Source organism: Urinicoccus timonensis (assembly GCF_900232945.1).
GTDB lineage: Bacteria > Bacillota > Clostridia > Tissierellales > Peptoniphilaceae > Urinicoccus > Urinicoccus timonensis.
In genome coordinates this window covers 78560-104519 of the sequence record NZ_OCTU01000003.1, presented here as the reverse complement: position 1 = coordinate 104519, position 25960 = coordinate 78560, and the positions used below count along the sequence as shown (strand labels likewise).

At 45.5% G+C, this 25960-nt stretch carries 23 protein-coding genes, 1 tRNA gene and 1 other annotated feature; all 24 genes read right to left on the bottom strand.

What is annotated here, in order from left to right; translation table 11 throughout:
• Entirely contained in the window at positions 1-717 is a 717-nt protein-coding gene (locus CS898_RS05860; RefSeq protein ID WP_099208450.1) for a segregation and condensation protein A, read from the bottom strand.
• On the bottom strand, positions 710-1336 hold the full coding sequence (locus tag CS898_RS05855; RefSeq protein ID WP_009431824.1) for a site-2 protease family protein: 627 nt from the start codon (positions 1334-1336) through the stop codon (positions 710-712). The genes CS898_RS05860 and CS898_RS05855 overlap by 8 nt, the downstream gene beginning before the upstream one ends.
• Positions 1336-2637 carry a thymidine phosphorylase gene (locus CS898_RS05850; protein WP_099208449.1) on the bottom strand — a complete coding sequence of 434 codons (1302 nt, stop codon included), beginning with the start codon at positions 2635-2637 and terminating at the stop codon, positions 1336-1338. The genes CS898_RS05855 and CS898_RS05850 overlap by 1 nt, the downstream gene beginning before the upstream one ends.
• Positions 2637-3434 carry a purine-nucleoside phosphorylase gene (locus tag CS898_RS05845; protein ID WP_099208448.1) on the bottom strand — a complete coding sequence of 266 codons (798 nt, stop codon included), beginning with the start codon at positions 3432-3434 and terminating at the stop codon, positions 2637-2639. Before CS898_RS05845 ends, CS898_RS05850 begins: the two co-directional genes overlap by 1 nt.
• Positions 3431-3973, bottom strand: coding sequence for an NUDIX hydrolase (locus CS898_RS05840; RefSeq protein ID WP_099208447.1), 543 nt, complete (start codon positions 3971-3973; stop codon positions 3431-3433). Before CS898_RS05840 ends, CS898_RS05845 begins: the two co-directional genes overlap by 4 nt.
• A complete protein-coding gene (gene recN / locus CS898_RS05835; protein ID WP_159459135.1) occupies positions 3970-5646 on the bottom strand; it encodes a DNA repair protein RecN in 1677 nt (558 codons plus the stop codon). Before recN ends, CS898_RS05840 begins: the two co-directional genes overlap by 4 nt.
• Positions 5636-6445, bottom strand: a complete 810-nt coding sequence (locus CS898_RS05830) for a TlyA family RNA methyltransferase (protein WP_099208445.1) — start codon at positions 6443-6445, stop codon at positions 5636-5638. The genes recN and CS898_RS05830 overlap by 11 nt, the downstream gene beginning before the upstream one ends.
• Entirely contained in the window at positions 6438-7202 is a 765-nt protein-coding gene (locus tag CS898_RS05825; RefSeq protein ID WP_099208444.1) for a polyprenyl synthetase family protein, read from the bottom strand. The genes CS898_RS05830 and CS898_RS05825 overlap by 8 nt, the downstream gene beginning before the upstream one ends.
• The gene (gene xseB / locus CS898_RS05820) at positions 7199-7426 is read right to left on the bottom strand and encodes an exodeoxyribonuclease VII small subunit (RefSeq protein WP_009431096.1); all 228 of its coding nucleotides are present in this window, start codon (positions 7424-7426) and stop codon (positions 7199-7201) included. The genes CS898_RS05825 and xseB overlap by 4 nt, the downstream gene beginning before the upstream one ends.
• Positions 7419-8744 (bottom strand): exodeoxyribonuclease VII large subunit, encoded by a 1326-nt coding sequence (gene xseA / locus CS898_RS05815; protein WP_099208443.1) that lies wholly within the window; start codon positions 8742-8744, stop codon positions 7419-7421. The genes xseB and xseA overlap by 8 nt, the downstream gene beginning before the upstream one ends.
• A 39-nt stretch (positions 8745-8783) precedes the next feature.
• Positions 8784-9209, bottom strand: coding sequence for a transcription antitermination factor NusB (gene nusB / locus CS898_RS05810; protein ID WP_099208442.1), 426 nt, complete (start codon positions 9207-9209; stop codon positions 8784-8786).
• 2 nt (positions 9210-9211) lie between these two features.
• Positions 9212-9601 carry an Asp23/Gls24 family envelope stress response protein gene (locus CS898_RS05805; RefSeq protein WP_099208441.1) on the bottom strand — a complete coding sequence of 130 codons (390 nt, stop codon included), beginning with the start codon at positions 9599-9601 and terminating at the stop codon, positions 9212-9214.
• Between the two features lie 121 nt (positions 9602-9722).
• Positions 9723-9797, bottom strand: a tRNA-Trp gene (locus tag CS898_RS05800).
• A gap of 136 nt (positions 9798-9933) precedes the next feature.
• Positions 9934-12555: an alanine--tRNA ligase gene (gene alaS, locus CS898_RS05795; protein WP_099208440.1), complete on the bottom strand. Its 2622-nt coding sequence runs from the start codon at positions 12553-12555 to the stop codon at positions 9934-9936.
• 81 nt (positions 12556-12636) lie between these two features.
• Complete coding sequence (locus CS898_RS05790) at positions 12637-13860, bottom strand: AI-2E family transporter (protein WP_099208439.1); 1224 nt, start codon at positions 13858-13860, stop codon at positions 12637-12639.
• Positions 13861-14035: 175 nt separating this feature from the next.
• On the bottom strand, positions 14036-14521 hold the full coding sequence (locus CS898_RS05785) for a hypothetical protein (protein ID WP_099208438.1): 486 nt from the start codon (positions 14519-14521) through the stop codon (positions 14036-14038).
• A gap of 61 nt (positions 14522-14582) precedes the next feature.
• The gene (locus CS898_RS05780; protein ID WP_099208437.1) at positions 14583-16790 is read right to left on the bottom strand and encodes a sensor histidine kinase; all 2208 of its coding nucleotides are present in this window, start codon (positions 16788-16790) and stop codon (positions 14583-14585) included.
• Complete coding sequence (locus CS898_RS05775) at positions 16774-17496, bottom strand: response regulator transcription factor (RefSeq protein WP_099208436.1); 723 nt, start codon at positions 17494-17496, stop codon at positions 16774-16776. Before CS898_RS05775 ends, CS898_RS05780 begins: the two co-directional genes overlap by 17 nt.
• 1143 nt (positions 17497-18639) lie before the next feature.
• On the bottom strand, positions 18640-21048 hold the full coding sequence (gene leuS, locus CS898_RS05770) for a leucine--tRNA ligase (RefSeq protein WP_099208435.1): 2409 nt from the start codon (positions 21046-21048) through the stop codon (positions 18640-18642).
• 9 nt (positions 21049-21057) lie between these two features.
• The gene (gene asnS, locus CS898_RS05765; protein ID WP_099208434.1) at positions 21058-22437 is read right to left on the bottom strand and encodes an asparagine--tRNA ligase; all 1380 of its coding nucleotides are present in this window, start codon (positions 22435-22437) and stop codon (positions 21058-21060) included.
• Positions 22438-22467: 30 nt separating this feature from the next.
• Positions 22468-22649: a binding site (T-box leader), on the bottom strand.
• Positions 22650-22716: 67 nt separating this feature from the next.
• The gene (locus CS898_RS05760) at positions 22717-24045 is read right to left on the bottom strand and encodes a replication-associated recombination protein A (RefSeq protein ID WP_099208433.1); all 1329 of its coding nucleotides are present in this window, start codon (positions 24043-24045) and stop codon (positions 22717-22719) included.
• Between the two features lie 46 nt (positions 24046-24091).
• The gene (locus tag CS898_RS05755; RefSeq protein ID WP_099208432.1) at positions 24092-24310 is read right to left on the bottom strand and encodes a hypothetical protein; all 219 of its coding nucleotides are present in this window, start codon (positions 24308-24310) and stop codon (positions 24092-24094) included.
• Positions 24311-24384: 74 nt separating this feature from the next.
• Positions 24385-25449, bottom strand: a complete 1065-nt coding sequence (locus CS898_RS05750; RefSeq protein WP_099208431.1) for an alanine/ornithine racemase family PLP-dependent enzyme — start codon at positions 25447-25449, stop codon at positions 24385-24387.
• The gene (gene nrdR, locus CS898_RS05745) at positions 25446-25910 is read right to left on the bottom strand and encodes a transcriptional regulator NrdR (RefSeq protein ID WP_009431582.1); all 465 of its coding nucleotides are present in this window, start codon (positions 25908-25910) and stop codon (positions 25446-25448) included. The genes CS898_RS05750 and nrdR overlap by 4 nt, the downstream gene beginning before the upstream one ends.
• Positions 25911-25960 lie beyond the last annotated feature (50 nt).

Here is a 25960-nt window from a genome sequence, read left to right as displayed (position 1 = left end):
TTATTCCTCCCTTCTTTCAATAAATAATTCCCTGGCTTGGGGGCGGTAGGATAAGTGGCAGCCTCCTGCCTTGGCCAACTCCAAGATGGCCAAAAAATTTGTAATAATCTCTTCCCGACAGGGCTGGTCACTTAAGAGACTATCAAAAGATACCTTCTTTTGGTCCACCAGGCAAAAGCGAATTTTTTCAATGCAGTCGCTGACCTTGAACCTTTCTGCATAGATAGGTCTTAATTCCTCATTGGTCCGGTCCTGGTACTTGACTAGGATTTGGGCAAAACAAGTCACCAGGTCCTGGGTTTCCAAGTCTTGAAGGAGGTAGGCCTCCTCCTTGGAAATAATTTCTTGGGGTAGGCGGGTCAAGAGTTTTCGCCCCTCCTCCTCCCGACCTTTAAAGTCCTGGGCCACTTCCTTGTAGATTTGGTATTCCAAAAGTCTCCGAACCAGGGCGTCCCGAGGATCTTCTTCCTCTTCTTCCTCAGACTGGGCTTCCTTCTTAGGCAAAAGAAGCTTGGACTTGATTTGCAAAAGAGTGGAGGCCATCAGGAGGAAGGAGGACAGGGTATTCATATCCAGGTCCCGACTGTTCATTTCTCGAATAAATTCCGTGGTTAAAAAGGCTATGGGGATGTCATAGATATCCAATTCATTTTTCTTTATCAGGTCCAGGAGCAGGTCCATGGGGCCCTGGTAGACATCAAGTTCTACATCATACATAGAAAATATTTCCCCAAAAATTTAGAAAGAGACTAATGACCCAATTAAAAATTGGACCCAAGACCTTGTCAATGGCTCCGGAAAAAATTGCAACCACCAAGACCAGGTAGGCATATTTTTCATACTGGTAAAATTTATCCTCCCAAGACCTGGGTAGGAAGCTAGCCAAGAGCTTGGACCCATCCAGGGGTGGCAGGGGAACTAGGTTAAAGAGCCCCAGCATAATATTGTACCAAAGGAGGTTTTCTACCAAGAGTTGGATAAAATGGCTTCCACTGGGATGAAAATAGAGGTAGCTGAAGACCCCGGCAAAGATAAAGGCCATAACTAGGTTATAGACCACCCCTGCCAGGGATACGGTTATCATGCCCAATTTCCGTTTTTTAAAGGCATAGGGGTTAATGGGCACTGCCTTGGCCCAGCCAAAACGAAAGACAATCATAAAGACCAGACCCAGGGGGTCGATGTGGTTGATGGGGTTGATGCTCAAACGTCCATCCCGTTTGGCCGTGGTATCTCCGTTTAAATAGGCCACATAGCCGTGGGCAATTTCATGACCGATAATGGCCACCAAAAGGGCCAAGATTCTAGAAGCGTAAATTTCTATGGTGGCATTCATTAGCGGACCTCATGCAAGATTAAGGTCGGAGCTTGGACTGGGTCCTTGCTATAGCTAATAGCTGCCTGGATGTCTTTAATAATCTCTTGGATTTCAGAAGAATCCTTGCCGTAAAGTTCCAGGATGGTTTCCCCTTTTGTCACCTTTTGACCGATTTTCTTTACCAGGTAGATTCCTGCTCCAGGATCGATGACATCTTCCATGGTCAGGCGGCCAGCCCCTAATCTCCGAGCAGCTTCCCCAATGGTTAGAGCATGAAGAGAGGCCAGGTAGCCATCTTCTTGAGCTGTAACTTGACCCAACAAGGGGCTAAGGTCTTGGTCTAAAAGGCCTTGGGCATCTATTTGGGCTCCTTGGGCCTTGATCATTTCATTGAACTTGTTCAAGGCTTGGCCATTTTCTATGGTTTCCTTTAAGGCCTCCAGGGCTTGGTCTTCTTGGTCAAACTTTTTGGCCAGAACCAGGACCTTGGCTCCCAGGTTCAGACAGAGGTCTTCCAGGTCTTGAGGGCCTTGGCCCATTAGGACCCGGATGGCCTCTTGGACTTCAATTAAGTTTCCAACAGCCTGTCCCAAGGGTTCTTCCATGGAAGTAATCAGGGCCATGACATTGCGGTTAAAGGCCTTGCCTAATTTTACCAGGGCTGAAGAAAGTTTTTCCGCCTCTTCCTTGGTCTTCATAAAGGCCCCGTCCCCCACCTTGACATCCAAAATCAAGGCATCGGATCCAATGGCAATTTTCTTGCTCAAGATACTGGCAGCAATAAGGGAAATATTATCTACGGTTTGGGTGGCATCCCTTAGACTATAGAGTTTCTTGTCTCCCGGAGTGATATTGGCTGTTTGGCCTGCAATGGCCAGGCCGATCTCATTGACTTGCTTGATAAAGTCTTGGACAGTCAGGTCCACCGATAGGCCTTGGATGGCCTCTAGTTTATCCAGGGTTCCGCCAGTGTGGCCTAGGCCCCGTCCACTCATCTTGGCAAAAGGACAGCCGGCTGCAGCTACTAGGGGTCCTAGGACCAGGCTGGTAGTATCCCCTACTCCACCAGTGGAGTGTTTGTCCACCTTGATGCCCTGGATGGAGCTTAAGTCGACAGTGTCTCCTGAATGGAGAAGTTCATTGGTTAAGTCGTAGGTTTCCTTCTCATTTAAGCCTTGAAAGTAAATGGCCATTAAAAGGGCAGAAACCTGGTAGTCCTTGATTTCTCCCTTTAAGTAGCCTTGGATCCAATAGTGGATTTCTTCTGAACTTAGGTCTTGTCCGTGTTTTTTCTTTTCGATTAATTCATTAATATGCATTAGATCACCTGAACTATCTTTTCTACTAATAATTTAAACCGTCCCTCTGCCTTTTTGGAAGCCAGAACAACGTCCTCATGGCTTAAGGGTTCATCGCTAACCCCTGTAGCATGGTTGGTAATAAGGGATATACCCAGAACCTTGACCCCCCTATGGTGGGCAATAATGACTTCTGGTACTGTGCTCATGCCTACTGCATCAGCTCCCAGGGTCCTGGCTAGACGGACTTCTGCTGCCGTTTCATAGCAGGGACCTGTAAACCACATGTAGACCCCCTCTTTTAGGTCCAGATTTTCTTCCCGGGCAACTTTTTTTGCCAGGGCAATGGAGTCCAGGCTATAGGTCTCGCTCATATCCAAGAACCTAGGTCCCTTGTCATCTTCATTAGGACCAATTAAGGGGTTGACTCCGGTAAAGTTAATATGGTCTGTAATAATCATCAGGTCTCCAGGGTTAAAGTCCTTGTTGACTCCTCCAGCTGCATTGGTGACAATTAAATTTTTAATTCCCAGGTCTGTCATAACCTTGACAGGTAGGACCACTTGGCTAATGGGATGGCCTTCATAATAGTGGACTCGACCATTCATGGCCACGACCTTCTTGCCATAGAGCTGGCCAAAGATAAATTCCCCGGCATGCCCTTGGACAGTGGACGCAGCAAAATCCGGAACTTCTGAAAAGGGAATGTGGATAGGGTCTTCAATGTTTTTTGCAAAATCTCCTAGGCCGGAACCCAAGATAATTCCCAACTCCGGTTCAATATTGATTTTTCCCTTGATATAGTCTAGTGCATTCATTCTACTTCCTCCATAAAATCTTTTGCCAGTAAAAGAGCCAACATGGTTTTGGCATCGCTAAATTCTCCAAGGTAGACCTTCCGCAAGGCCTCTTCAAAGGGCATGGATTCCAATTCTAAAAATTCATCGTCATCTGGATTAGCTTGGCCCTTGACTAGGTTTCTAGCCAAAAAGAGGTGGATTTTTTCTGTAGAAAATCCTGGAGAGGGGTAAAATTCAGTCATAAATTCCACCTTGTCACAGGTGTAGCCTGTTTCTTCTTCCAATTCTCTTTTGGCCGCAAGGCCTGGTTCTTCATTAGAATTTACCAGACCGGCAGGGATTTCCAATAGGCTTTTTTCCACCGCCTTGCGGTATTGCCTAACAAAAAGTACTTGACCATCCTCTGTAATGGCCACAACCCCTACAGCTCCAACGTGCTCTACAATTTCTCTTTTGGAGTATTTTTGATTGGGTAATTCCACTGTGTCCACCCGGAGGGCTAAGATATGACCCTCATAGATCTTGTTGGACTTCATGGTTCTTTCTTCGTAATTCATAGATCCTCCCTGCTTTTCTTAATCATGCTTCGAGCTGTTTCTAGGGTGCTTTCATTGATTTCACCTGAACTAATCAGGCGGGCTAATTCATAAGCCTGGTCTTGGGGACTGGATTTTCGGATATTTGAAACCATCTTGCCATCCTTTAATGTCTTTTCAATCCGGTAGTGGGTTTGGGCCAGGGCAACCATTTGGGGCAAGTGGGAAATCACCAAAACTTGCCGTCCCTGGGCCAGGGCCTTTAATTTTTTCCCTACTATGTGGGCTGTCTGCCCACTGATTCCGGCATCAATTTCATCAAAAACCAGGGTCATAATGTGGTCCCGGTCTGCAATGATGCTCTTAAAGCCCAGCATCATCCGGCTCATTTCCCCTCCTGATGCCACTTGGGACAAGGGCTTTAGGTCTTCGCCTAAATTGGTAGACAGGTAGAAGACCACCTGGTCCATGCCATCGGGCCCCAGGTCTTTTTCTTCCAAGTGGACCTTGAAGCGAGCATCTTTTAAATTTAATTGGCTGATTTCATCTTCCACTCTTTTTTCCAGGGCCTGGGCCAGGGTTTCCCGGTCCTTGTGGACCACCTGGGCCAAGTCCTGGAGTTTTTTATGGGCCTCTTCCAGGTCCTTGTGCTTTTTATTAACCTCTTCTTCATAGTTTTTTAAAAGCTCTAATCGGGCCTGACTTTCTTCATAGTAGGCCAAGATCTCCTGGACGCTGTCTCCGTACTTTCTCTTTAAGTTGTTGACCAGGTTAAGGCGGTCCTCCACTAGACGAAGGGCTTCAGGGTCTTGGTCACTATTTTCTAAAAGACGGTTTAAACCCTGGCCCACCTCATGGACTTCATGACGAAGACTTTGCAATTGGTCTGCCCAAGTCTTGATTTCCTCATCATAGTCGCTGATCTTATAGAGATTGGCTAGGGCTGTATCCATTTGGTCCAAGGCAGACACAGACTCATAGGAACTTTGAAGCCTTTGCAGGCTTTGTTCCAAGCCCTCCCGGATGGATTCTTGGTTTTCCAGCTTTTTATAGTCTTGAACCAGGTCTTCTTCATCCTCCTGGGTCAATTGGGCCTCTTGGATTTCTTGGCATTGAAAGTCCAAAAGGTCAATTTCCCGCATCCGACTTTGGTCATCCATGGTCAACTTGTCCAGGTCCTTTTTCAAGGCCTGGTAGGTCTCGTAGGTCCGGGCCAGGTCTTCCAGGTGGTGGCTGTGGGCCTTGTCACCAAAGGAGTCTAGGATAAACTTTTGCTTGTGGCTGTCCAAAAGGGCCGGGCCCTCATGTTGGGCAAAGATGTCCACCAGTTGGCCGGTAATTTCCTTGAGCTGGTTGAGGGAAATCACCTGGCCATTGACTCTTAAAAGGCTGGGTCGGTCCAGGAAGATTTCCCGGCTAATGGTTAAGTAGTCCTCTTGGGCCAGGCCGTTTCTTTCCAGGCTCTTTTGCAGGCCAGCCTCCTGGTTAAAGAAAACCCCTTGGACAAAGGCCGAAGAACATCCTGTCCGGATGTAACTTTTGTTGGCCCGCCCTCCTAAGATCATGTCCAGGGCATCGATTAAGATGGACTTTCCCGACCCGGTCTCTCCTGTTAACACATTCAAGCCCTTGGAAAACTCCACACTTAAGTCATCAATGATGGCAAAATTTTTTATATTTAACTCAACCAGCATCTTGTCCTCCACTTGCATGAGCATCTTTTACAATTTGGGCAAGCCCAAGTTCTTTTTCTTGGTAGCCCTTTTTCAGGAGGGCTAAAAATTCTATATTTCCCTTGGTCCCATGAATGGGAGAAGGGGTTAGCTTTTCTACATCCAGGTCCAGGTCTTTAAAAAGTCCGGCCATCTTATTAAGTACTTCCAGGTGAACCTTGGGGTCCCGGACAATGCCCCCCTTGCCAACCTTGTCCTTGCCTGCTTCGAATTGGGGTTTTACCAGGGCACAAATTTGTCCCTGGTCCTTTAAGAGGTCTCTAGCTACATCCAGGACCAATTCCAAGGAGATAAAGGAGACGTCAATGCTGATAAAGTCTGCCTTTTCTGCAAAGGTCTCAGGGTCCAAGTGGCGGATATTGACTTTTTCCATATTGACCACTTGGGGGTTTTGACGGAGGCTGTAGTCCAATTGGTTGTAGCCCACATCAATGCAATAGACTTTTTTAGCCCCATGTTGGAGCATGCAGTCGGTAAAACCTCCAGTAGAGGCTCCAATATCAATGCAGACCTTCCCCTTGAGGTCAATTTTTTCATTTTCCAATATTTTTTCCAGCTTGTAGCCTCCCCGGCTGACATACTTCATCTGGCCCTTGAGGCGGAGCTGGTCCTCCCGGTTTAAAAGCTGACCGGGCTTGTCAATTCTTTCGCTTCCATGAACTACAAGTCCTGCCATAATGAGCCGTTTGGCTTTTTCCCTACTGGAGGCTAGACCCTGTTCATAGACCAAGAGGTCTGCCCGAATACGGTCTTTAGCCATAGAGGGCCTCCTGGATAAATTTTCTCAGCTGCTTGACTTCAGGCCGTTTACTTTCCAGTCTTTCCAGGGCCTTGTCCATGACTTCTGTCAAGATGTCCTGGTCTTTTTTATTATAGTGGTCCAATTCTTGGTCATCCAGGTCGTCCTTGTGTTGGAAGAGGTTGCCAAAGCTCCGGCCACATAATTCCATATCTCCCCTTTCCTGGCTATCTGCTTCCACCAAGACCAAGGGGGCCATAAAGGCGGCATAGAAGAGCTCATTGGTTTTTTTCATATAATCTTCCTGGTCCAGGCTGGGATGGAGGTCCACCATTTGGCCCTGGATCATGCCATGACTCCCTGCTGCCTTTAAAAGTAGGTAGCCGGCTTGTAAAAAGTTTTTCAGCCTTTTTCCTTCCAGGCTAAGGCTATGGCGTAAGATCAATTCACTGGCCCCATTTAAGAGGGCATCTCCTGCCAAAATGGCTGTGGCTTCGTCAAATTTTTTATGGAGGGTGAGTTGGCCCCGGCGGAAGTGGTCATCATCCATCCCGGGCAAGTCATCGTGGATTAGGGAATAGTTGTGGATCCACTCAAGGGCTATCATGAGAACTTCCAGGTCCTCTTCTGGGGCCTGGTAGATGTCTCCCACTAGGGATAGGATCCTGGGTCTAAGTCTTTTCCCTCCAGCCATTAGGGCATATTCAATAGGATGGTAGATATAACTATCCTTAAAGTAATTTAAAGATTCCAGTATAACAACTTCTACATCTTTCAAGACTCTTCACCTATTTCCAGTTTCTCAAAAGTTTGGCTTTCTTCCTTGTATTCTTCCAGTCTGCCTTCCAAGTCATTTAGGGTTTTCATACACTTTTTGTAGTAGCCCAGGGCTTCTTGGTAGCTCTTAAAGCTCTCTTCCAAAGAAATATCTTCCCTTTGAAGCTTTTCCAGGCAGTCTTCCAGGGCCTTTAAATTTTCTTCATAAGAAATTTCATCATGCATGGCGGTCTCCTTTACTTTCAATCCGGGCTCCTCTAGAGCCATCGGCTAGAATCAGTTCCACATAGTCTTGGTCTCTTAAGTCTTTTACCGATTGAACCAGCTGTCCTTGCTTTTTAATCAAGGCCAGAGGGTAGTTCTTTTGAATCTTTTCCAAATCTTGGCCCAGGTCCAAGATGTGCCCCCTTCTTTTTTGGATCGAATCTTTCATGGCTTGGTCAACCTGGTCTCTGAAAAAGCCCATCCGGTCTCTTTCCTTCTGGTATCTCTTTTGGGGATGGTAAAAATCCACCTGGAGCTTGACTTCAGCTAGCTTGTTTTTTTGCTTTTGGCAAAATTTTTCCATCCCTGTCTTCAGCTTCAAGCGGTTTAAGTCCAGGCGACCATACTCTCTTGCCAAAATTTGTCCGGGAGAATAGTGGCTAAGCTTTAGTTTTTCTTGAGCCAGGGCCATCTTTTTCTCGTTTAGGCCATGGCGAAATTCCTGGTCTACCTGTCTTTTTAAAAGGTCCAGACCCTGGACCAGGTCTGATTTTTGGGCAACGGCCACTTCTGCTGCAGCTGAAGGAGTTGGAGCCCGGTAGTCGGCAACAAAGTCGCTAATGGAATAGTCCGTTTCATGACCCACAGCAGAAATAATCGGGGTCTTGGCACAGAAAATATCCCGGGCCAGGTCTTCGTCTTGGAAGGCCATAAGGTCTTCAAAGGACCCTCCACCCCGGCCAATAATAATGACATCCAAGCGGGGGTCCTCCAGGGCCTGTCCCAGGCTCTTTCTTAGGCTGGCAGGAGCCTGGTTTCCCTGGACTTGAGAGGGATATAAAACCAAGGACACGCCAGGGTTTCTTCTTTTCAAAACATGGATAATGTCCCTTAGGACGGCCCCATCTCTGGATGTCACCACACCAAGAGTCTTGACAAAAGAGGGGATCTTTTGCTTGTACTTTTGGTCAAAAAGACCCTCTTTTTCTAATTTTTCCTTGGTTTCCAGAAATTTTTGATAGAGGGGTCCCAGACCCTTGCTGGTCATACTTTTTACATAGAGGTTTAGCCGGGTTTCTTTTTCATAGATGGACAGACCCCCGCGAACCAAAACCCGGTCCCCCTCTTTAAAAGAAAACATTCCATCTTCTTTTTCCCAGCGAAAAAAAATACAGGGCAGGCTGGCCCGGTCATCCTTTAAATTAAAGTAGGTATGGCCGGATTGGTAGGTTTTGACATTGCTAAGCTCCCCCTCCACCAGGATGTTGGTGAGGAAGTAGTCCATGTCAATGGTTCTTTTAATATAGCTGGTTAATTCATGAACCTGTATTGCTTTCATAAAAACTCCTGTAAAAAAGAGGGTTTCCACAGATTAAATCTATTGGCAACCCTTATTTTCGATCCTATCTTCGTATTTTTTTATTACAGATCCTAAAATCCCATTGATAAAACGGGAAGAATCATCTGTTGAAAACTTCTTGGCCAATTCAACAGCTTCATTGATGCTTACCTTGGTAGGAATCTCTGGACAATAGAAAATTTCATAGCTAGCAAGGCGGATAATGGCTAAATCTACCTTGGCCAGACGGTGGATGTCCCAGCCAACTAGGGTTGAATCAATGACTTGGTCAATTTCCTCCCGATGGTCCAAAAAGGAAGCAAAGTCTTCACTTACTGGAGCCGGTTGGTCTTCTAGCCAATGATAAATAGAGTCTAAATCGGCCCCTTCTTCCTGGCTATGAAAGGGCAATTGAAAAATTGCCTGCATAAAAAGGATCCGTTTTTTTCTTTGACTAATGGCCATTCTTATGCCTTTGCCAAGAGTTCACTTGTAGGAGTTGAAATCCCAACAACATGAACATTGACTTCTACAATGGATAAGCCCGTCATATTTTCTACCGATTCCTTGACCTTTTCTTGGACTTCATTGCAAATATCAAGAATATTCTTGCCGTATTCTATGGAAAGAGACAGGTCAATAATTCCCTCGCCTTCTCCTACAGCTACCTTGACCCCTCTAGCGGGAGTCTTTACACCGAGTTTGCCTGCAACATCTGCAACTCCACTCATTAAATCCTTGCTGGGATAGTAGACTCCTTCCACATGGGACGCGGCAACAATGGCTATTTTTGCAATGACATCATCTGCTATTTTTACATTTCCATCAGTGGTTTGTTCGTTGACATATTTTTCCACGAAAACACCTCCATAAACTTATACCTTATTATACCAAAAGTTGATATTAAGTACAATCATTGGCTTTTTTAAGGACTTTACTTTCTAAAAAGAAAAAACCGTCGAATCATCGACGGCAATTTGGCAGGGGTAGAAGGATTTGAACCCTCGACATTTGGTTTTGGAGACCAACGTTCTGCCACTGAACTATACCCCTAGGTCTTAACTTGTACTTATCAAGTTTACCATACTGCCCTAGAGATTACAAGAAAAACTTAGAAATTCCCTTAGAGATTCTTTAGGGAAAGTTTTCATAAGAAAGGGAGGCCAGAGCCCCCCTAATTATAAACTTCTTACTCAGCCAAGAATTGTTCTACTGCATCTATAGCTTCTTGGACCTTAGATGGGTCCTTTCCTCCTGCTTGGGCAAAGTCTGGACGTCCACCTCCACCGCCTCCGGCGATTTTAGCAACTTTTCCAATGAGTTTGCCTGCTTGAACTTGCTTGGTGAGTTCCTTGGTCACTGCAGAGGCAAAGAGGACCTTGTCCTCCATGACAGAGGCCAATACAACAACTACAGGCGCATGGCGATCTCTGGTTTCTTCTGCCAGGTTCCTCAGGTTTTCTCCATCTACATTTTCTAAAATCGCTGTAATGTAGGAGATTCCATTGACTTCTTTCACTTGGCTTAGGCTGGAATCCAGGTCACTGGAAGCCAGTTGTTTTTTGAAGTCCTCTACTTCTTTTCTCAATTCTTTTTGTTGTTGGAGGACTTGGTCCACCCGGTCAAGTAGGTTTTGTTCATTGGTCTTTAACTTGGCAGCCAAGGCCTTGTGGCTGGCTTCATAGTCCCGTAAGAGTTTTAGAACATTTAAACCTGTTGTGGATTCAATCCGGCGGACACCGGCGGCAATACCAGCTTCCGATAGGATCTTAAAGCTTCCGATATCTCCTGTGGCTTCAACATGGGTTCCTCCACAAAGTTCCTTGGAAAAATCTCCCATGGTAACTACCCGGACCTTTTCTCCGTATTTGCCTTCAAAAAGACCGATGGCTCCTTGTTTTTTGGCATCATTATAGGCTAGAAGCTCCTTGCTAACTGGAATATTGGCCAGGATCATTTCATTGACCCGGTCTTCCACAGCCTTGACCTCTTCTGCTGTCATGGGCTTGTAGTGGCTAAAGTCAAACCGCATCCAATCATCTCGAACTTCACTTCCGCTTTGTTGGACGTGTTGACCTAAAACTTCTCTTAGGGCCCCATGAAGGAGGTGGGTTACAGAGTGGTTTCGCATAATGGCCTTGCGGCGGTCTTTGTCCACTTCTAGGTCAAGCTGACTTCCCACTTCCAGGCTGCCTTGGCTGACCTTAACCCGGCTATAAATTGTTCCATTCTTAGTCTTTTGGGTGTCCAGAACTTCTGCCCTTCCTTCAGGCCAGGAGATCTTTCCTGTATCGGCAATTTGTCCCCCACCTTCTGGGTAGAAGGGGGTCCTTTCCACAATTACATAGCCCTCTTGGCCTTCTTCTAAACTTTGGACTTCATGGCCTTGATAGACTAGGGCTAAAAGCTTGGATGAATCTTCCATCTTTTCATAGCCGGAAAATTCTGTTTGGAAATCCAATTGTAATTCTTCTTCACTGGCTTCCCAGCCCATGTTGCTGTCATCTCTGGCAGATCGGGCCCTTTCTTTTTGAGCTTGCATTTGACTTTGGAAACCATCAAAGTCTACTGTCATCCCATAGTCTTTTAAGATTTCATTGGTTAGGTCCACTGGGAATCCATAGGTATCATAGAGCTTAAAGGCTCTTTCCCCAGACAGGACCTTTTCATTTTTGGCCTTTAGGTCTGCCACTTGGTCTTCCAATAATACCATACCTGTTTCCAGGGTTTCGTGGAACTTTTCTTCTTCCTTGGAAATTACTTCCAAAATCATGGTCCTGTGGCTAGTTAATTCCTCGTAGTTAACGGACCAAGAGTCCATAACCACCTTGGCAATTTCTGCCAGGAAGGGTTGGTCCAGGCCCAGCTTACGTCCATGGGAAGCTGCCCGACGAAGGAGACGTCTTAAAACATAACCCCGGCCTTCGTTGCTGGGAATAACCCCATCTCCAATTAGGAAGGTAATGGCCCGGATGTGGTCTGTAATAACCCGGACTGAAGCGTCTAATTTTTTATCTGTCTTGTACTTATAGTTACTTAAATCTTCCACCTTGTGGAGAACTTCTTGTAGGGCGTCGATTTCAAAGATATTGTCGGTTCCTTGTAGGACTGTAGCAATCCGTTCCAGCCCCATGCCTGTATCAATATTGGGATGGGATAGGGGGTGGTAGTTGCCCTCCTTGTCCTTGTCAAATTGGGTGAAAACCAAGTTCCAAACTTCAATAAAGCGGTCGCATTCGCAGCCCGGCTTACAGTCTGGATCTCCACAACCAAATTCTTCCCCCCGGTCTACATAGATTTCAGAGCAGGGCCCTGAAGGACCCACTTCTAATTCCCAGAAGTTGTCTTCTTTTCCCAATGGAACAATTTTTTCCTTGGCCAGGCCGATCTCTTCTTCCCAAATCTTTGCCGCTTCATGGTCATCTTCAAAAACCGTTACCCAAAGGTCTTCTTCCGGGATTTCCAGATTTTCTCTTAAAAAGGTCCAGGCCCAGTTAATGGCCTCTCTTTTGAAATAGTCGCCAAAGGAAAAATTCCCCAGCATTTCAAAAAAGGTGGCATGGCGGTCCGTTTGACCCACATTGTCAATATCTCCTGTTCTCAAGCACTTTTGACAGGTGGTCATTCTCTTGCCCGGAGGTGTTTTTTCCCCGGTGAAAAACTTCTTTAAAGGGGCCATTCCGGCACCAATTAATAAGAGGGATGGGTCATCCTTGGGCACCAAGGAAAAACTTGGAGCAACAATATGTCCATTTTCTCTAAAATATTCTAGAAATTCACGACGAATTTCATGTAAACCTAAACGTTTCATAGCAACTCTCCTTAATATAAAACCTCCCAAAGCCCTTTGGGAGGTCGCTATACTTGATTATAAAATAGCTTGGAAGCTTTGTCAATGTAGGTCTTTGTCTGCTTGCCTTTGGCGAATTTTCATAAGGGCAAAATCTTTTAAAATTAAACATACACTGACAAAGGGAACAGATAAAATCATTCCAATAAAACCAAACATTCCCCCACCTATAACAATGGCTAAAAGAACCACTAAAGGATGGAGACCAGTTTTGGAGCCCAAAATCTTGGGACCCAAGAGGTTATTTTCCGCCCATTGGATCAGGACGAAGATGATGGCCACCCAAAGGGCCTTGCTGGTGGAATCCAGGGCAGCAAATAAGACTGCCGGTAGAAGCGCCAGGAAGGGACCTACATAGGGGATGATATCGGCGACACAGGTTACCAGACCAATGATAATGGCAAAATCAACCCTTAAAATAAGCAAGACAATCATGGTCATCAGGCCCACAAAAAGAGCCATAAGCAAGCGTCCCTTGACAAATTCCAAAAGGGCATTGTTGATTTTTCCCCCTAGATAGAGGATGTCTGTCTTGTGTTTCCTGGGAAGGAGCCTGTAAACAATGTCCTTGAAGTGGTCCTTGTCCACGCAGAAATAAAAGGAAAAAATCAAGACCAGCATGATGGAAATCAATCGAGAAAAAAGAGCATTAATCCCTACAGGGATATCCTTAATCTTGTCACTAATCCCAGTTTGGGCATTAGTTAAGAGCTTGTTAATTCCACTGTTAAATTCATTTTCAATCTGTTCTAAATTCAAGTTGGATACAGATTCAAACTTCTGGAGCCATTCTTGAGACCCCTTGTTCCAGGTGTCCAGATAGCTGGGAATCTCCATGAAAAAGGCCCGGAATTCGTTGACAGTTTTGGGTAGGACTACCACAAAAACTAGGACTAAGATTAGGGCCAAGCTGGCATAGACAATTAAAACGCCATACCTTCTCTTGATATTCTTCCCTTCCAAATAGGTCACCAGGGGGTTCATGACATAGGCCAGGATAATGGCGATAAACAAGGACCCTATGGTATTACCTATAATGGGAAAGTGGTTAAAAATCGCTCGTAAAACATAAATTCCAAAGAGGACACCGCAAATCCGCGCCACGAGTTTCAAGTCAATTTCAATTCGTCGGCTGCGTTCAATCCAAGTATTGCCTATATTGATCAAATAATAAATGGCCAAAACTAAAAGGATAACCAATAAAGCAGACCTGAGTAAGACAATCAGTTCCGGTGTCACTTCATGTGGAAGAAGCTGAGTATTCATAAGCAACTCCTTTTCAGTGAGGCATTGCTGCCTAATTTATTCGTTATCCTTTATTATAGCACTTTTTTCAATTTTTTTGAGAATTAAAAATCATTCTTAGAATTTTTTCTTCCCTCAAGGGGCTGTCAGATGACCTTAAGGGATCTCTAGCTAGGAAAATTCCCAGCCATCCCGCTTATTCAGGGGCATTGAGCTTGATGTTTTCTTCAAAGCCTGATGGGTCTCCATGTCTAGCTTGGTCCAGGTATTTGGCAAAGGCTTCCCTTGTGGCATCGTCACATTTGGCTTGGGACATGTAGGTCATCTTTGTTGCTTTTTCCAGTTCTGCCAGGGCCTTTCCAGCTCTTTCAGGGTCTGTTTTGTAGCTATTTAACCATTCTCTTTCCCAGGCGGCTTCCCAATAAAGACTTGCCCTTGTGGTGCCAAAGCCTTTTTCATAAGATGAGCCGTCTTTTTTATAGTCAATTTCTTTTGGCACCGCATAGCCTTCTGGCCAATTCAAACTTTTACAGGTTTTGACAAATTCATCTTGGATTTCTTCATGGGAAACAAGGCTATTTGAATAACCAGCTGCACTTGCCTTGTCACAAGCTGCTGCACCTAGGGCCAGGCAGCCTACCAGTAGGATGGTTCCTAATTTTCTTTTCATGGTTCTTTTCATTTTTTTCTCCTTAAATTTAATGCACTTCTTCTATCATGAAGTTTTGGATCTAAAGCTTCAATCATTCTTGAAAAGTTTTTTCTTCTCTCAAGGGGACCCGGCAGATGACCTTAAAGAGGTCTCCGTCTACCTTAACTTCCATGTCTCCCTTGACTTGTAAGAGCAAACTCTTGGCAATGGCCAGACCCAAACCGTGGCCTGTTCCTGTCCGGGCTTGGTCTCCCCGGGTAAAGCGACTGGTTAAGTCCAGGCTGGGGTCCAGGGCCATGGCTGAAATATTTCTAAGGCAGATGCAGGCATGGCCATCTTCCCGGTAGAGGTCCACATAGACCCTGGTATTTTCCAGGGAGTACTTGTAGATATTAGAGCAGAGGTTGTCCAGGATCCTTTGACCCCGGTTTCCGTTGATGCGGACTGGCAGGGGTCCTTGGTCCTTGTAGATTAAATCAAGACCCTTGGTCTTAAAGTCGTCCTCCCACTCGCCTAAAACTTGGCTAGTTAGGTCTTTTAGGTCCAGGTCTTGTAAGTCACTTTCCCTTAATTCCTTGGAGGTTTGACTGACTTCAAACAAGTTTTCAATGAGGTCTTTTAAGTGGATGGACTTTTCATGGATGACTCCTGCATATTTTTTCAAAGTTTGGGGGTCTTCCTCCTTGTCCATTAGGTCCGAATAGTTGATGATTGAAGTCAGGGGCGTCTTGAGGTCGTGGCTGACATTGGTAATTAAGTCGCTTTGGACCTTGGCTGAAGACACGGCTTCAGAAACAGCCTTGTCCAGGTTGGAGGCAATCCGGTTAAAGTTATTGGCGATGCCCTTGAAATAACTTCTTTCCACAGGGATTTGGTAGTCGTAGTTCCCCTTGACAATTTCATTGGATCCCTGGATTAGCCGCTTCATCTCTGCGGAAAAGTCCTTGATAAAGAGGGCAAAGACCAGGAGCAAAAAGACCAGGAGGAGGAATAGAACAAAGGATTTCCCCCTTCCTCCCCCCGGGGCTCCAATAAAGAAAAAGAGGAAGATTATGAGGAGACCCAGGCCCAGGTAAAGAAGGGGAGCCCTGGATGGAGATGAGCCTTCTTGGCTGACGCTGGCTTCCAAGTAGGAAACCCCCGACCCGAAGATTTTTTTCAAGACCTGGATGATCTTGTAGACCAGGGTCTTTTGCCAGAAACCATAGGCCAGGCCCCTATCCTTGATTTGGATAATCCTTAAAGCCAGGTAGGAAGCTGCCAAAAGCAGGCTAAAACCCGCAAAGAAGATACCGGCAAAGACCAAGAGGTAGCGGTTGATGGAGGTCCAGTCTTGTAAGGGATAGATGATACTGGAAGGCTCATTGCAGATCAGGCCGAAAAGTCCTATCCACACGGCAACTAGGACCGTGGTCACTTCCCAGGGGGAAAAGTCCAAAAACCGGACAAAGCCTGTTCTTTCTTTGGTCTTGTTAAAGGCCCAGAGGCCATAGGCCAGGAGGGCAAAAAAGCCCAGGATATAAACCGGAATCAGGCCGACAACCAAGTCAATGGACTGGCGTTGGAAGAGGGTTTCTCCCAAAAAGTTGTCCAGTTGCTTTTGGGTCATGGCCATGGTTACTTGGGCCGAGGCAATCTTGGTGTCGATGCCAAACTCCACATCCTGGTCAGGGATGTTTAGGTCTATATTTTCTTCTTTTTCATTAAAGGTATTGGTGTATTCATAGTTGGAAATGGTATTAAGGACAAGTTCATTGATGATATTTTGAATCTGTCTTATATTCTTATCCTCTTTGATTTGGGTTTGGTCTAGCTGCCACTTTTGGCCATTGTAGCTATACTTCAAAAAGAGAACATCCTCACTGCTGGGCTTAATATCCTTGGGATCTTGGTCCTTGTAACGAGCCCAGTCTTCCGACCGGTTATCCACTAGGTAGGTCAGGTGGTCATAGTTCAAGCTTTTAAAAAGGTCTTTTTCTAGGTCTTGGACATTGTCATATTGGGGGTTATTTGTTAAAAGATAGTTCCCCGTCCTCTTGGTTAAGTGGCTGGTATAGTAGGACTTTGTGGCCAGACTCAAGTTTCGGCCATCATTTCCCTCGGATTCCCCGTAAAACATTCGGTCATTATTTATAAAATTTGTAAAAATGTTTCTAAAATAAGTTTCTGTTGTAATCCAGGATAGGTCCGCCTTGGGTTCGCTGGAATAAAAGTAGGCCATGGGGCCCAAGCTCACTAGGAGGGCCAAAACCAGGGTTATCAAAAAGACCCGAGGATTGTTTTTATTTGTTTTTTCCATTTTCTAAGCTCCTTTTTTCATTGACAAAACGATAGCCTAGCCCCCAGGCCACTTGGATGTACCTGGGATGCTTGGGGTTGACTTCAATTTTTTCCCGAATCCTCCGAATATGGACTGTAACCGTTTTGGGGTCCAGGGCCGGTTCCTTCCAAATCTTTTCGTAAATTTCTTCAATGGAAAAAACCCGTCCTGGATGCTTCATCAAGAGGGCCAGGATTTGAAACTCAATGGGGGTGAGGGAAATGGATTGGCCCAAAACCTCCACCCTTCTCTGGTCCAAGAGAAGCTTGACATCTCCGATTAAAATTTCCGAATCCTTTTCGCCGCTGTTGTAGGCGTGGTTGCGTCGGATAATGGCATCCACCCGGGCCAAGAGTTCCATGGGGTTAAAGGGCTTGGTTAAGTAGTCATCCGCCCCCAGGGTCAGGCCCATAATCTTGTCCAGGTCCTCAGACTTGGCCGATAGGATCAAGATAGGGACTACAGAATACCTGCGGATTTCCCGGATGGCATCTTCCCCAGTCATGCCCGGCATCATGAGGTCCATAATCACCAGGTCATAGTCCTTCTTTTTCGTTTCCTCTAGGGCATCTAGGCCATTTGAAACCCCTGTGGTCTTGTAGCGGTCATTGTTCCCTAAATAAATTTCTATAGAATGTAAAATACTTTCATCATCTTCGGCAATTAATATTTCGTAGTCACGCATTCTTATCACCTCAAGGATATTATAACAAAGACATGGAACAAATCTTTTAACAAAATCTTACAAATTTCTTAAGATAGAGGGAGGAACAGGTCTAGCCCATGTAGGGGCCGGCCTGTCCGGCCCACATTGCTAATCAGAAGATATAAATATAGGGAATATCATTGATAGACCACCCCCATAATATACAAACCCTGTTCTACACATTGGGCGGCACAGGGCCGCCCCTACAAAACCATTCCTCTCCTGTAGGGGCGATTTTATATCGCCCGCATTGCTAACCAGAATATATAAATATAGGAAACATCTCTCTATTCTCAGCATCTCCTATACCCACTCTTTTCCTTATTCTCTAGGAGGGGCCTAGGGGCTATCGATGCCCCTTGCCCCTCCTAAACCTCCCCCTCCACCCTACCTCACTGGATGTAAGAAAAATGACCTAACCCGACGAGAGCGAAGCTCGAATCGTAGGTAGGTCAGATATCACCTTGTTTCAAATCTTTGATTTGTCAAAGGTGATACAAATCGACAAGCCTAAAAATTCAAAACTCGCTTCGCTCAAACATTGAATTTTTTTCATGACCTAGCCCGAAATCTTTGATTTCGTTGGCAGGTCAGATGTCGCGATGTTTCAAATCTTTGAATTGTCAATAAGCGACCACGGCTCATCGATTTTTTCTTTTTATTGGAATGGTCGGATTGGTACATTTTCGGGAAAATATTGAATGATCTGTAGGGGCTGACTCTGTTCATAATTCACCCTACAACACAATTGTAGGGGCGACCCTGTGTCGCCCGTATTGATAAACAGAATATTTTTATACAGGGAACAACATCAATGCCCACAATCCCAAAATAAACATTCCCGGAATTGCAGACGGGCTGGACAGGCCAGCCCCTACAAAACCATCCGCCACCCTGTAGGGGCGACCCCGTGTCGCCCGCATTGATAGACAGAGTATTTCTATACAGGGAACAACATCAATGCCCACAATCCCAAAATAAACATTTTCGCAATTGCAGACGGGCTGGACAGGCCAGCCCCTACAAAACCATCCGCCACCTTGTAGGGGCTCTCCTTGAAGCCCTAACACATACACACAAAAAAGCGACGGGCTAACCCATCGCTTTTGGTCTTATTTTCTCTTATTTCAAAACAATATTGTAAATTCGGCCAGGAACGTAGATTTCTTTTACCACATTCTTGTCCCCAACTTGGTCTGCAAAGGCATCTTCTGCCTTGACGACTTTTTCCACTTCTTCCTTGCTGGCTTCTCTGGGAACCTTGACGGTGAAGCGAACCTTGCCGTTAAATTGGACTGGGATTTCAATGCTGTCTTCCACAGTTTTGGCTTCGTCGTATTCAGGCCAGCTGGTGTCGTGGAGGTAGCCTTCAAATCCAGCCAGGGTCCACAATTCTTCTGTAATATGGGGAGCCACAGGGTTCAAAAGGGTCAAGAAGATTTTTAATTCTTCCCGACTAATGGACCCCAGGGAGTTGATTTCATTTAAATAGGTCATTAATTGGGCAATGGCTGTATTGAACTTCAAGTGTTCATAGTCAAAGCTGACCTTTTTAATGGTTTGGTGGGTCAGGACTTCCATTTCTGGTCGGAGTCCCCCATCTACAATGGAATCTTGTAATTTCCAGACTCTTTCCAAGAAACGACGGCAACCCTTGACGCCATTGTCGGACCAGGGAGCGGATTTTTCAAAGTCCCCAATAAACATTTCATAGGTTCTCAGGGTGTCTGCCCCGTATTCATTGACGATGTCGTCGGGGTTGATGACATTGCCCCTGGACTTGGACATCTTTTCCCCATTATCTCCCAAGATCATGCCATGGGAGGTCCGTTTCATATAGGGTTCCTTAGTGGGAACTATTCCAATATCATAGAGGAACTTGTGCCAAAATCTTGAATAGAGCAAGTGGAGGGTGGTGTGTTCCATACCTCCATTATACCAATCCACTGGGGTGAAATAATCCAAGGCTTCCTTGCTGGCCAAGGCTTCTGAATTGTGGGGATCTGTGTATCTTAGATAGTACCAAGAAGATCCAGCCCATTGGGGCATGGTGTCTGTTTCCCGTCTGGCTGGCTTACCACATTTTGGACAGGTGGTATGGACAAAGGAGTCAATTTTAGCCAGAGGAGATTCTCCATTGTCTGTTGGTTCATAATTTTCTACTTCTGGCAGGGTCAAGGGAAGGTCTTTTTCATCCACAGGAACCCAACCACAGTCGTCGCAATAGATAAGAGGTATTGGTTCTCCCCAATATCTTTGTCTGGAGAAAACCCAGTCTCTTAACTTATAGTTGGTGTGCCTTTCTCCGATACCTTCTTTTTCCAACCATTCATACATTTTTTCCTTGGCTTCTTTTACAGACAGGCCGTTTAAGAAGTCGGAATTTTCCAAGATTCCATCTTCAATGTCTGTATAGGCTTCCTTGGACAGGTCCCCTCCCTTGATAACAGAAAGGATGGGGAGGTCAAATTTCTTGGCAAATTCATAGTCCCGGCTGTCGTGGCCCGGTACGGCCATAATGGCCCCGGTTCCGTAACTCATGAGGACATAGTCACTGACCCAGATGGGGATCTTCTTTTGGTTGACGGGATTAATGGCATAGAGGCCCTTAATGGCAACTCCTGTCTTTTCCTTGGAAAGTTCTGTCCGTTCAAATTCACTTTTCTTCGAAACTTCTTCCCGGTATTTTTGGATTTCTTCCAAGTTTTCAATCCGGTCCTTAAATTCTTCGATATAGGGATGTTCCGGAGCCAAAACCATGTAGCTTACACCAAAGAGGGTGTCGGGACGGGTGGTAAAGATTTTCAGCTTCTTGTCACTGTCTTCAACCCTAAAGTCCACTTGGGCCCCGTAAGACCGACCAATCCAGTTGATTTGTTGGGCCTTGATCCGGTCCAGGTAGTCTACATCTTCCAAATCATCAATCAAGCGGTCGGCATAGGCTGTAATCTTTAACATCCATTGGCTCTTGACCTTGTGGACTACAGGGCTTCCACAGCGTTCACAAGACCCATTTACCACTTCTTCATTGGACAAGCCAACCTTACAGGAAGTACACCAGTTAATGGGAATTTCTGACTTATAGGCCAGGCCCTTTTTAAACATTTGGAGGAAGATCCATTGGGTCCACTTGTAGTAGTCGGGATCGGTGGTATTGACTTCCCGAGACCAGTCAAAAGAAAAGCCCAGGGCCTTGAGTTGGTCCTTAAAGTGGTCTACATTATTTTTGGTAACTAGGGCCGGATGGATGTGGTTTTTGATGGCATAGTTTTCTGTTGGCAGGCCAAAGGCATCAAAGCCCATGGGAAATAAAACTTCCTGGCCTTGGTAGCGTCTCTTTCTAGCCACAATATCCAAGGCAGTATAGGGTCTTGGATGACCTACGTGGAGGCCTTGGCCTGAGGGATAGGGAAATTCTACCAGGGCATAAAATTTTTCCTTGTTGGGGTCCATCTTGCAATGGTAGACTTCTTTTTCTTCCCAATGCTTTTGCCATTTTCCTTCAATCTCTTTTGGATTATATTCTTTCATGGGTCCTCCTTAAAATTCTGCATGTCCAACGGTTCTTGGAAAGGCTGTTACATCCCGGATGTTGGAAACTCCTGTCACATACATGACAGCCCGTTCAAAGCCAAGACCATAACCTGAATGGACGGCTGTTCCATATTTTCTCAGGTCTAAATACCATTCATAGTCCTTCATGTTGAGTCCGTTGTCCTCAATCTTTTTCTTTAGAATGTCATAGCGTTCTTCCCTTTGGGATCCGCCAATGATTTCCCCTACGCCAGGAACCAAGAGGTCCATGGCTGCAACAGTTTTTTTATCGTCATTTTCCCGCATATAGAAGGCCTTGATTTCCTTGGGGTAGTCTGTAACAAATACCGGGCGTTTGAAGATTTTTTCTGTTAAATAACGTTCGTGTTCGGTTTGAAGGTCAATCCCCCATTCCACAGGATAGTCGAACTTTTGTCCGGACTTCTTCAAGAGGTCTACAGCTTCTGTATAGCTAATGCGTTCAAAGTCATTGTCAACCACATTGTGGAGGCGGTCCAAAAGGCCCTTGTCCACAAACTCATTAAAGAAGGCCATTTCATCTGGAGCATGGTCCAGGACATAGGAAATAATGTACTTAACCATGGCTTCGGCCACGTCCATGTTGACATCCAAGTCTGCAAAGGCCATTTCTGGTTCAATCATCCAAAATTCCGCTGCATGTCTTTGGGTGTTGGAGTTTTCTGCCCGGAAGGTAGGACCAAAGGTATAGACATCCCGAAAGGCCAGGGCAAAAACTTCTGCCTGTAACTGCCCAGAAACGGTTAGGTGGGTTTCCTTGTTGAAAAAGTCCTTGGAATAGTCAATGGACCCATCTTCGTTTTTGGGAACATCCTTCAAGTCCAGGGTGGTTACCCGAAACATTTCTCCTGCACCTTCTGCGTCAGACCCGGTAATTAAAGGGGTTTGGGCATAGACGAAACCTCTTTCTTGGAAGAATTTATGGACGGCAAAGGCCAAAAGGGACCGGACCCGGAAAACAGCTTGGAATAAGTTTGCTCGAGGTCTTAAGTGGGCAATAGTCCTTAGGTATTCTGCCGAGTGGCGTTTCTTTTGTAGGGGGTAGGAAGGGTCGGATTCTCCCAAGATTTCAAGGGACTCTGCCTTTAATTCAACATCTTGTCCCTTTCCTTGACTTTCCACAAGTCTTCCTTGAACCTTAAGAGAAGAGGAAATATTTAGCTTGACTTGGTCGTCCATTTTTGTGTCTTGGTCCAAAACCACTTGAAGGGGTTTAAAGCTTGACCCGTCTGTTAGGCTGATAAAGCTGATATTCTTTCCTGTTCTGGCTGTCTTAATCCAGCCTTCCAGGCTAATATCCTGGTTTAAATACTTTTCTTTGTCTTGATAAATTTCTCTTAGTTTCATAGAACCTCCTTATAAAAAAAGCAGCCTTCTGCATAGGACGAATACATCGCGGTGCCACCTATCTTGCTCAAGCCACTTTTATTCTTGTTATCGCCAAGATTACGTCTTTCGATGCTCCGAGTTGTTTTTCTAGTAAATCCCACCACCCTTTTCCAGCAAGCAAGGGCTCTCTGTAGGCTGATTTACTATACTCTTCTCTTCATAGCAAGAAATTTTTATTTTTAGCTACTAATGTAACAATTATAGACGATAAAGCCCTGAATGACAAGACTTTTCTCCCTATTCCCTCCAATCCTTCTTACCGTCCCAGCGTTTGGCCTGTCTTTCTTGGATTCTCTTTTCATAGCCCCGGTTGGATGGCTTGTAAAAGACCAAGTCTTGAAAGCCCTCTGGCAGGTAGTCCTGTTGGACAAAAGCGTCTTGGTATTGGTGGGGGTACTTGTAGGCCTCTTCCTTTTCCCCTTGGACCCTGGGGTTATGTGGATCTCTTAAATACATGGGAATACCGGCTGTGGGATGGCTTTTGACAAAGTCCATGGCCGCATTGATGCCCTGGTAGGCCCGGTTGGATTTTTCAGCACAGGCTAAATAGCTGGCACATTGGCCCAAATTGATCCGGCATTCTGGCAGGCCAATGACTTCCACAGCCTTAAAGGTGGATGTAGCCAAGACCAGGGCCATGGGGTCGGCATTGCCTATGTCCTCTGATGCAAAAATCACCATCCGCCGGGCAATGAACTTGGGGTCTTCTCCCGCCACCAACATCTTGGCCATCCAATAAAGGGCAGCATCGGGGTCAGACCCCCGAAGGCTTTTGATAAAGGCCGAAATCGTATCATAGTGGTCGGTGCTCCCCTTGTCATAGAGGATGGGTTTTTCCATCATACTTTGACCAATGTCTTCCTTGGTCAAGACCAGCTGGTCTCCTTTTTTGGTCGTAGTTAAAACGGCCATTTCCAAGGCCGCCAACATGACCCGGGCATCCTTGTTGGAATGGCTGACTAAAAAATCCAGGGCCTGGGGGTCCAGGCTGGCTTGGAAGTCTTTTAAGACCTGGTCTTTTTCCAGGGCCCTAAGGGCCAATTTTTTCAAGTCCTCCTCATCCAGCTCATGGAAGTTTAAAATTTGACAGCGACTCACCAGGGCCTTGTTGACTTCGAAATAGGGGTTTTCCGTTGTAGCGCCAATAAAAAGAATCTTTCCCTGTTCAACATAGGGCAAGAGAGCATCTTGTTGGGCCTTGTTAAAACGGTGGATTTCATCGATAAAGAGGATGGTTTGTCTGCCTCTAATTTTCAGGTCTTCTTCCGCCTTTTTCAAGGCCTCTCTCAGCTCTTTGACCCCACTAGTTACAGCCGATAATTCTATGAAGTTGTGGTCCATGGCCTGGGCTATGATATAGGCCAGGGTGGTTTTTCCCACTCCCGGAGGCCCATAAAAGAGCATGGACCTTAGCCGGCCACTTTTTACCATCCGGTTGACAAATTGATTTTCTCCAATGAAGTGCTCTTGGCCTACAAAGTCTTCAAGACTCTTGGGTCGCATCCTCTCCGGCAAGGGAGCCGTGGTTTTTAACTTGTTTTCCATTTGCAGGGTAAATAAATCCATTCCTTCTCCTTATCCCATTCTTAAAGACCTTTTCCAAGGCTTCTTTCTATTGGTCGTATTTTCCCTTTAACTTGGGAATGTCCTCTAGGTCCACCCATTCTTCTGTAAAGCCACAAGTACAACAAACATAGCGGTTGACTAAAACTGCCGAAAAAATACTATGCCCTATCATAATATTATTTCCGCTTCCATAGGCACCTGCCTTTCCAGGCACCAATAAAAGATCCTTTGAGCCACACTTTGGGCAAAGTCCTGTCTTCTTCATTCTCCTTCTCCTTTAACAAGGGACCTAGTTCAGTTTTCTGAATAGGTCCCCTAATTTTCTAGTTGAAAAATTTTTTAGATAATCTCAACATCCACATATTCAGATGTACAAGTCATCAAAACGCCTACATAGTCCAGGTTAAACTCTACAATATCCCCAACTTGATAGTCTTTTTGGCAATCTGAAATATCCAAAATGGTATGGTCACTGGACCCACCCAGGACAATCATGTCCTTGTCCACGGGATAGAGAGACTCATTGACAATGTCTTGCTTGCCTATAGCAATAAGGGCCCTCTTGCGAACTCCCCGGTCTACGAAAACCGGTTCATGACCAAAGGCATCCAGACCAGTTTCTTCCACAGGGACAGAGGGTTTTTCCTTGATTTCAATAATTTGGGCTTGAAGGACCCAGCCCTTGGAATTGGTCCCTGGCAGTTGTTTCCCATAGGAGGACTCGGTTCCCCGGATAAGGGTTTCTCCTAGGCGGAGGTTGTTGATACTGGGAAGTTTTTCCTTGCCCAAAAGATAGACAGAGGATGAGTTCCCCCCACTGACAACCTTGAGATCATAGTCAAAGCGATCCTTTACTCCTTGTTTATAGTCATCCAGACGCTTTAGGATATGGGGCTTTGGAATAACAGCTCCATAGCAGGTTAGGTTGGTTCCGATTCCTTCCAAGATCAAGTGGTCCATCTTGAGGACTTCTTCTACAGCTTGGTAGAAGTCTTCTTCCTGGAAGAAACCTTCTCTTAGGTCTCCGAGGTCCACCATCAAGATGGCCTTGTGGCGGCAGCCTGCCTTAGCAGCAGCTTCATTTAACTTTCTTAGGGTAGAGATTTCGGAGTTTAGGCTGATGTCTGCATAGCGGACCACCTCGTCCACTTCTGAATGTTGGGGTAGTCTTAAGAGGATTTTATCAATATCAAAATTTTGCAATTTTTTCAAATTTTGAATCCTGGAATCTGCCAGGCCATCTACGCCACCTTCAATGTAAATTTTAGCAAGTTCTGGGTCTGCACAAAAAACCTTGGTGACGCCATACAAGATTCCCACTTCATTTTCAGAAGTTAGTTTTTTCAAGGCTTTCACATTTTTCAGTACAATGTCTCTTTTCACCAATAGTTTCGGATAGGTCATTTTTTCTCTCCCTTTCTGTCGTCAATAAACTGGCTCAACTCATCCATAAACGAAGATACATCCTTAAATTGTCGATAGACAGAAGCAAAGCGGACATAGGCCACCTCATCGACCTCTTTCAGGGCTTCCATGACTCGCCGTCCCAACTCTGCTGAGCTGACTTCCTTTTTAAATTCATTCCGTATGCTTTTTTCAATATCTCCTACAATTGCCTCTAAAGTCGCCATTTTCACAGGCCTTTTTTCGCAAGAGCGGATCATGCCATTTAAGAGCTTGTCTGGGTCAAAAGATTCCACAGTCTTATCTTTTTTTACCACCATCAAGGGGGTTTTTTCAATCCGCTCATAGGTGGTAAAGCGACCTCCACACTTTACGCACTCCCGTCTTCTTCGAATGGCTTCATCCGAAGGTCTGGAGTCTATAACTTTAGAATCTGGGTAATTGCAATATGGACACTTCATAGATCCTCCAAATAGATAAAAATAAACAAAAAAATACGTATCCCTGAGGA

What these genes read in the sequence shown, in the direction of transcription:
- recN (WP_159459135.1), bottom strand. Translation starts at nt 5,646, where the DNA reads ATGCTGGTTGAGTTAAATATAAAAAATTTTGCCATCATTGATGACTTA.
- CS898_RS05850 (WP_099208449.1), bottom strand. Translation starts at nt 2,637, where the DNA reads ATGCATATTAATGAATTAATCGAAAAGAAAAAACACGGACAAGACCTA.
- CS898_RS05840 (WP_099208447.1), bottom strand. Translation starts at nt 3,973, where the DNA reads ATGAATTACGAAGAAAGAACCATGAAGTCCAACAAGATCTATGAGGGT.
- asnS (WP_099208434.1), bottom strand. Translation starts at nt 22,437, where the DNA reads ATGAAACTAAGAGAAATTTATCAAGACAAAGAAAAGTATTTAAACCAG.
- CS898_RS05775 (WP_099208436.1), bottom strand. Translation starts at nt 17,496, where the DNA reads ATGCGTGACTACGAAATATTAATTGCCGAAGATGATGAAAGTATTTTA.
- CS898_RS05830 (WP_099208445.1), bottom strand. Translation starts at nt 6,445, where the DNA reads ATGGCTAAAGACCGTATTCGGGCAGACCTCTTGGTCTATGAACAGGGT.
- nrdR (WP_009431582.1), bottom strand. Translation starts at nt 25,910, where the DNA reads ATGAAGTGTCCATATTGCAATTACCCAGATTCTAAAGTTATAGACTCC.
- CS898_RS05790 (WP_099208439.1), bottom strand. Translation starts at nt 13,860, where the DNA reads ATGAATACTCAGCTTCTTCCACATGAAGTGACACCGGAACTGATTGTC.
- CS898_RS05760 (WP_099208433.1), bottom strand. Translation starts at nt 24,045, where the DNA reads ATGGATTTATTTACCCTGCAAATGGAAAACAAGTTAAAAACCACGGCT.
- xseA (WP_099208443.1), bottom strand. Translation starts at nt 8,744, where the DNA reads ATGAAAGCAATACAGGTTCATGAATTAACCAGCTATATTAAAAGAACC.
- CS898_RS05785 (WP_099208438.1), bottom strand. Translation starts at nt 14,521, where the DNA reads ATGAAAAGAACCATGAAAAGAAAATTAGGAACCATCCTACTGGTAGGC.
- CS898_RS05750 (WP_099208431.1), bottom strand. Translation starts at nt 25,449, where the DNA reads ATGACCTATCCGAAACTATTGGTGAAAAGAGACATTGTACTGAAAAAT.
- CS898_RS05860 (WP_099208450.1), bottom strand. Translation starts at nt 717, where the DNA reads ATGTATGATGTAGAACTTGATGTCTACCAGGGCCCCATGGACCTGCTC.
- CS898_RS05845 (WP_099208448.1), bottom strand. Translation starts at nt 3,434, where the DNA reads ATGAATGCACTAGACTATATCAAGGGAAAAATCAATATTGAACCGGAG.
- CS898_RS05755 (WP_099208432.1), bottom strand. Translation starts at nt 24,310, where the DNA reads ATGAAGAAGACAGGACTTTGCCCAAAGTGTGGCTCAAAGGATCTTTTA.
- CS898_RS05855 (WP_009431824.1), bottom strand. Translation starts at nt 1,336, where the DNA reads ATGAATGCCACCATAGAAATTTACGCTTCTAGAATCTTGGCCCTTTTG.
- alaS (WP_099208440.1), bottom strand. Translation starts at nt 12,555, where the DNA reads ATGAAACGTTTAGGTTTACATGAAATTCGTCGTGAATTTCTAGAATAT.
- nusB (WP_099208442.1), bottom strand. Translation starts at nt 9,209, where the DNA reads ATGGCCATTAGTCAAAGAAAAAAACGGATCCTTTTTATGCAGGCAATT.
- leuS (WP_099208435.1), bottom strand. Translation starts at nt 21,048, where the DNA reads ATGAAAGAATATAATCCAAAAGAGATTGAAGGAAAATGGCAAAAGCAT.
- CS898_RS05780 (WP_099208437.1), bottom strand. Translation starts at nt 16,790, where the DNA reads ATGGAAAAAACAAATAAAAACAATCCTCGGGTCTTTTTGATAACCCTG.
- xseB (WP_009431096.1), bottom strand. Translation starts at nt 7,426, where the DNA reads ATGCATGATGAAATTTCTTATGAAGAAAATTTAAAGGCCCTGGAAGAC.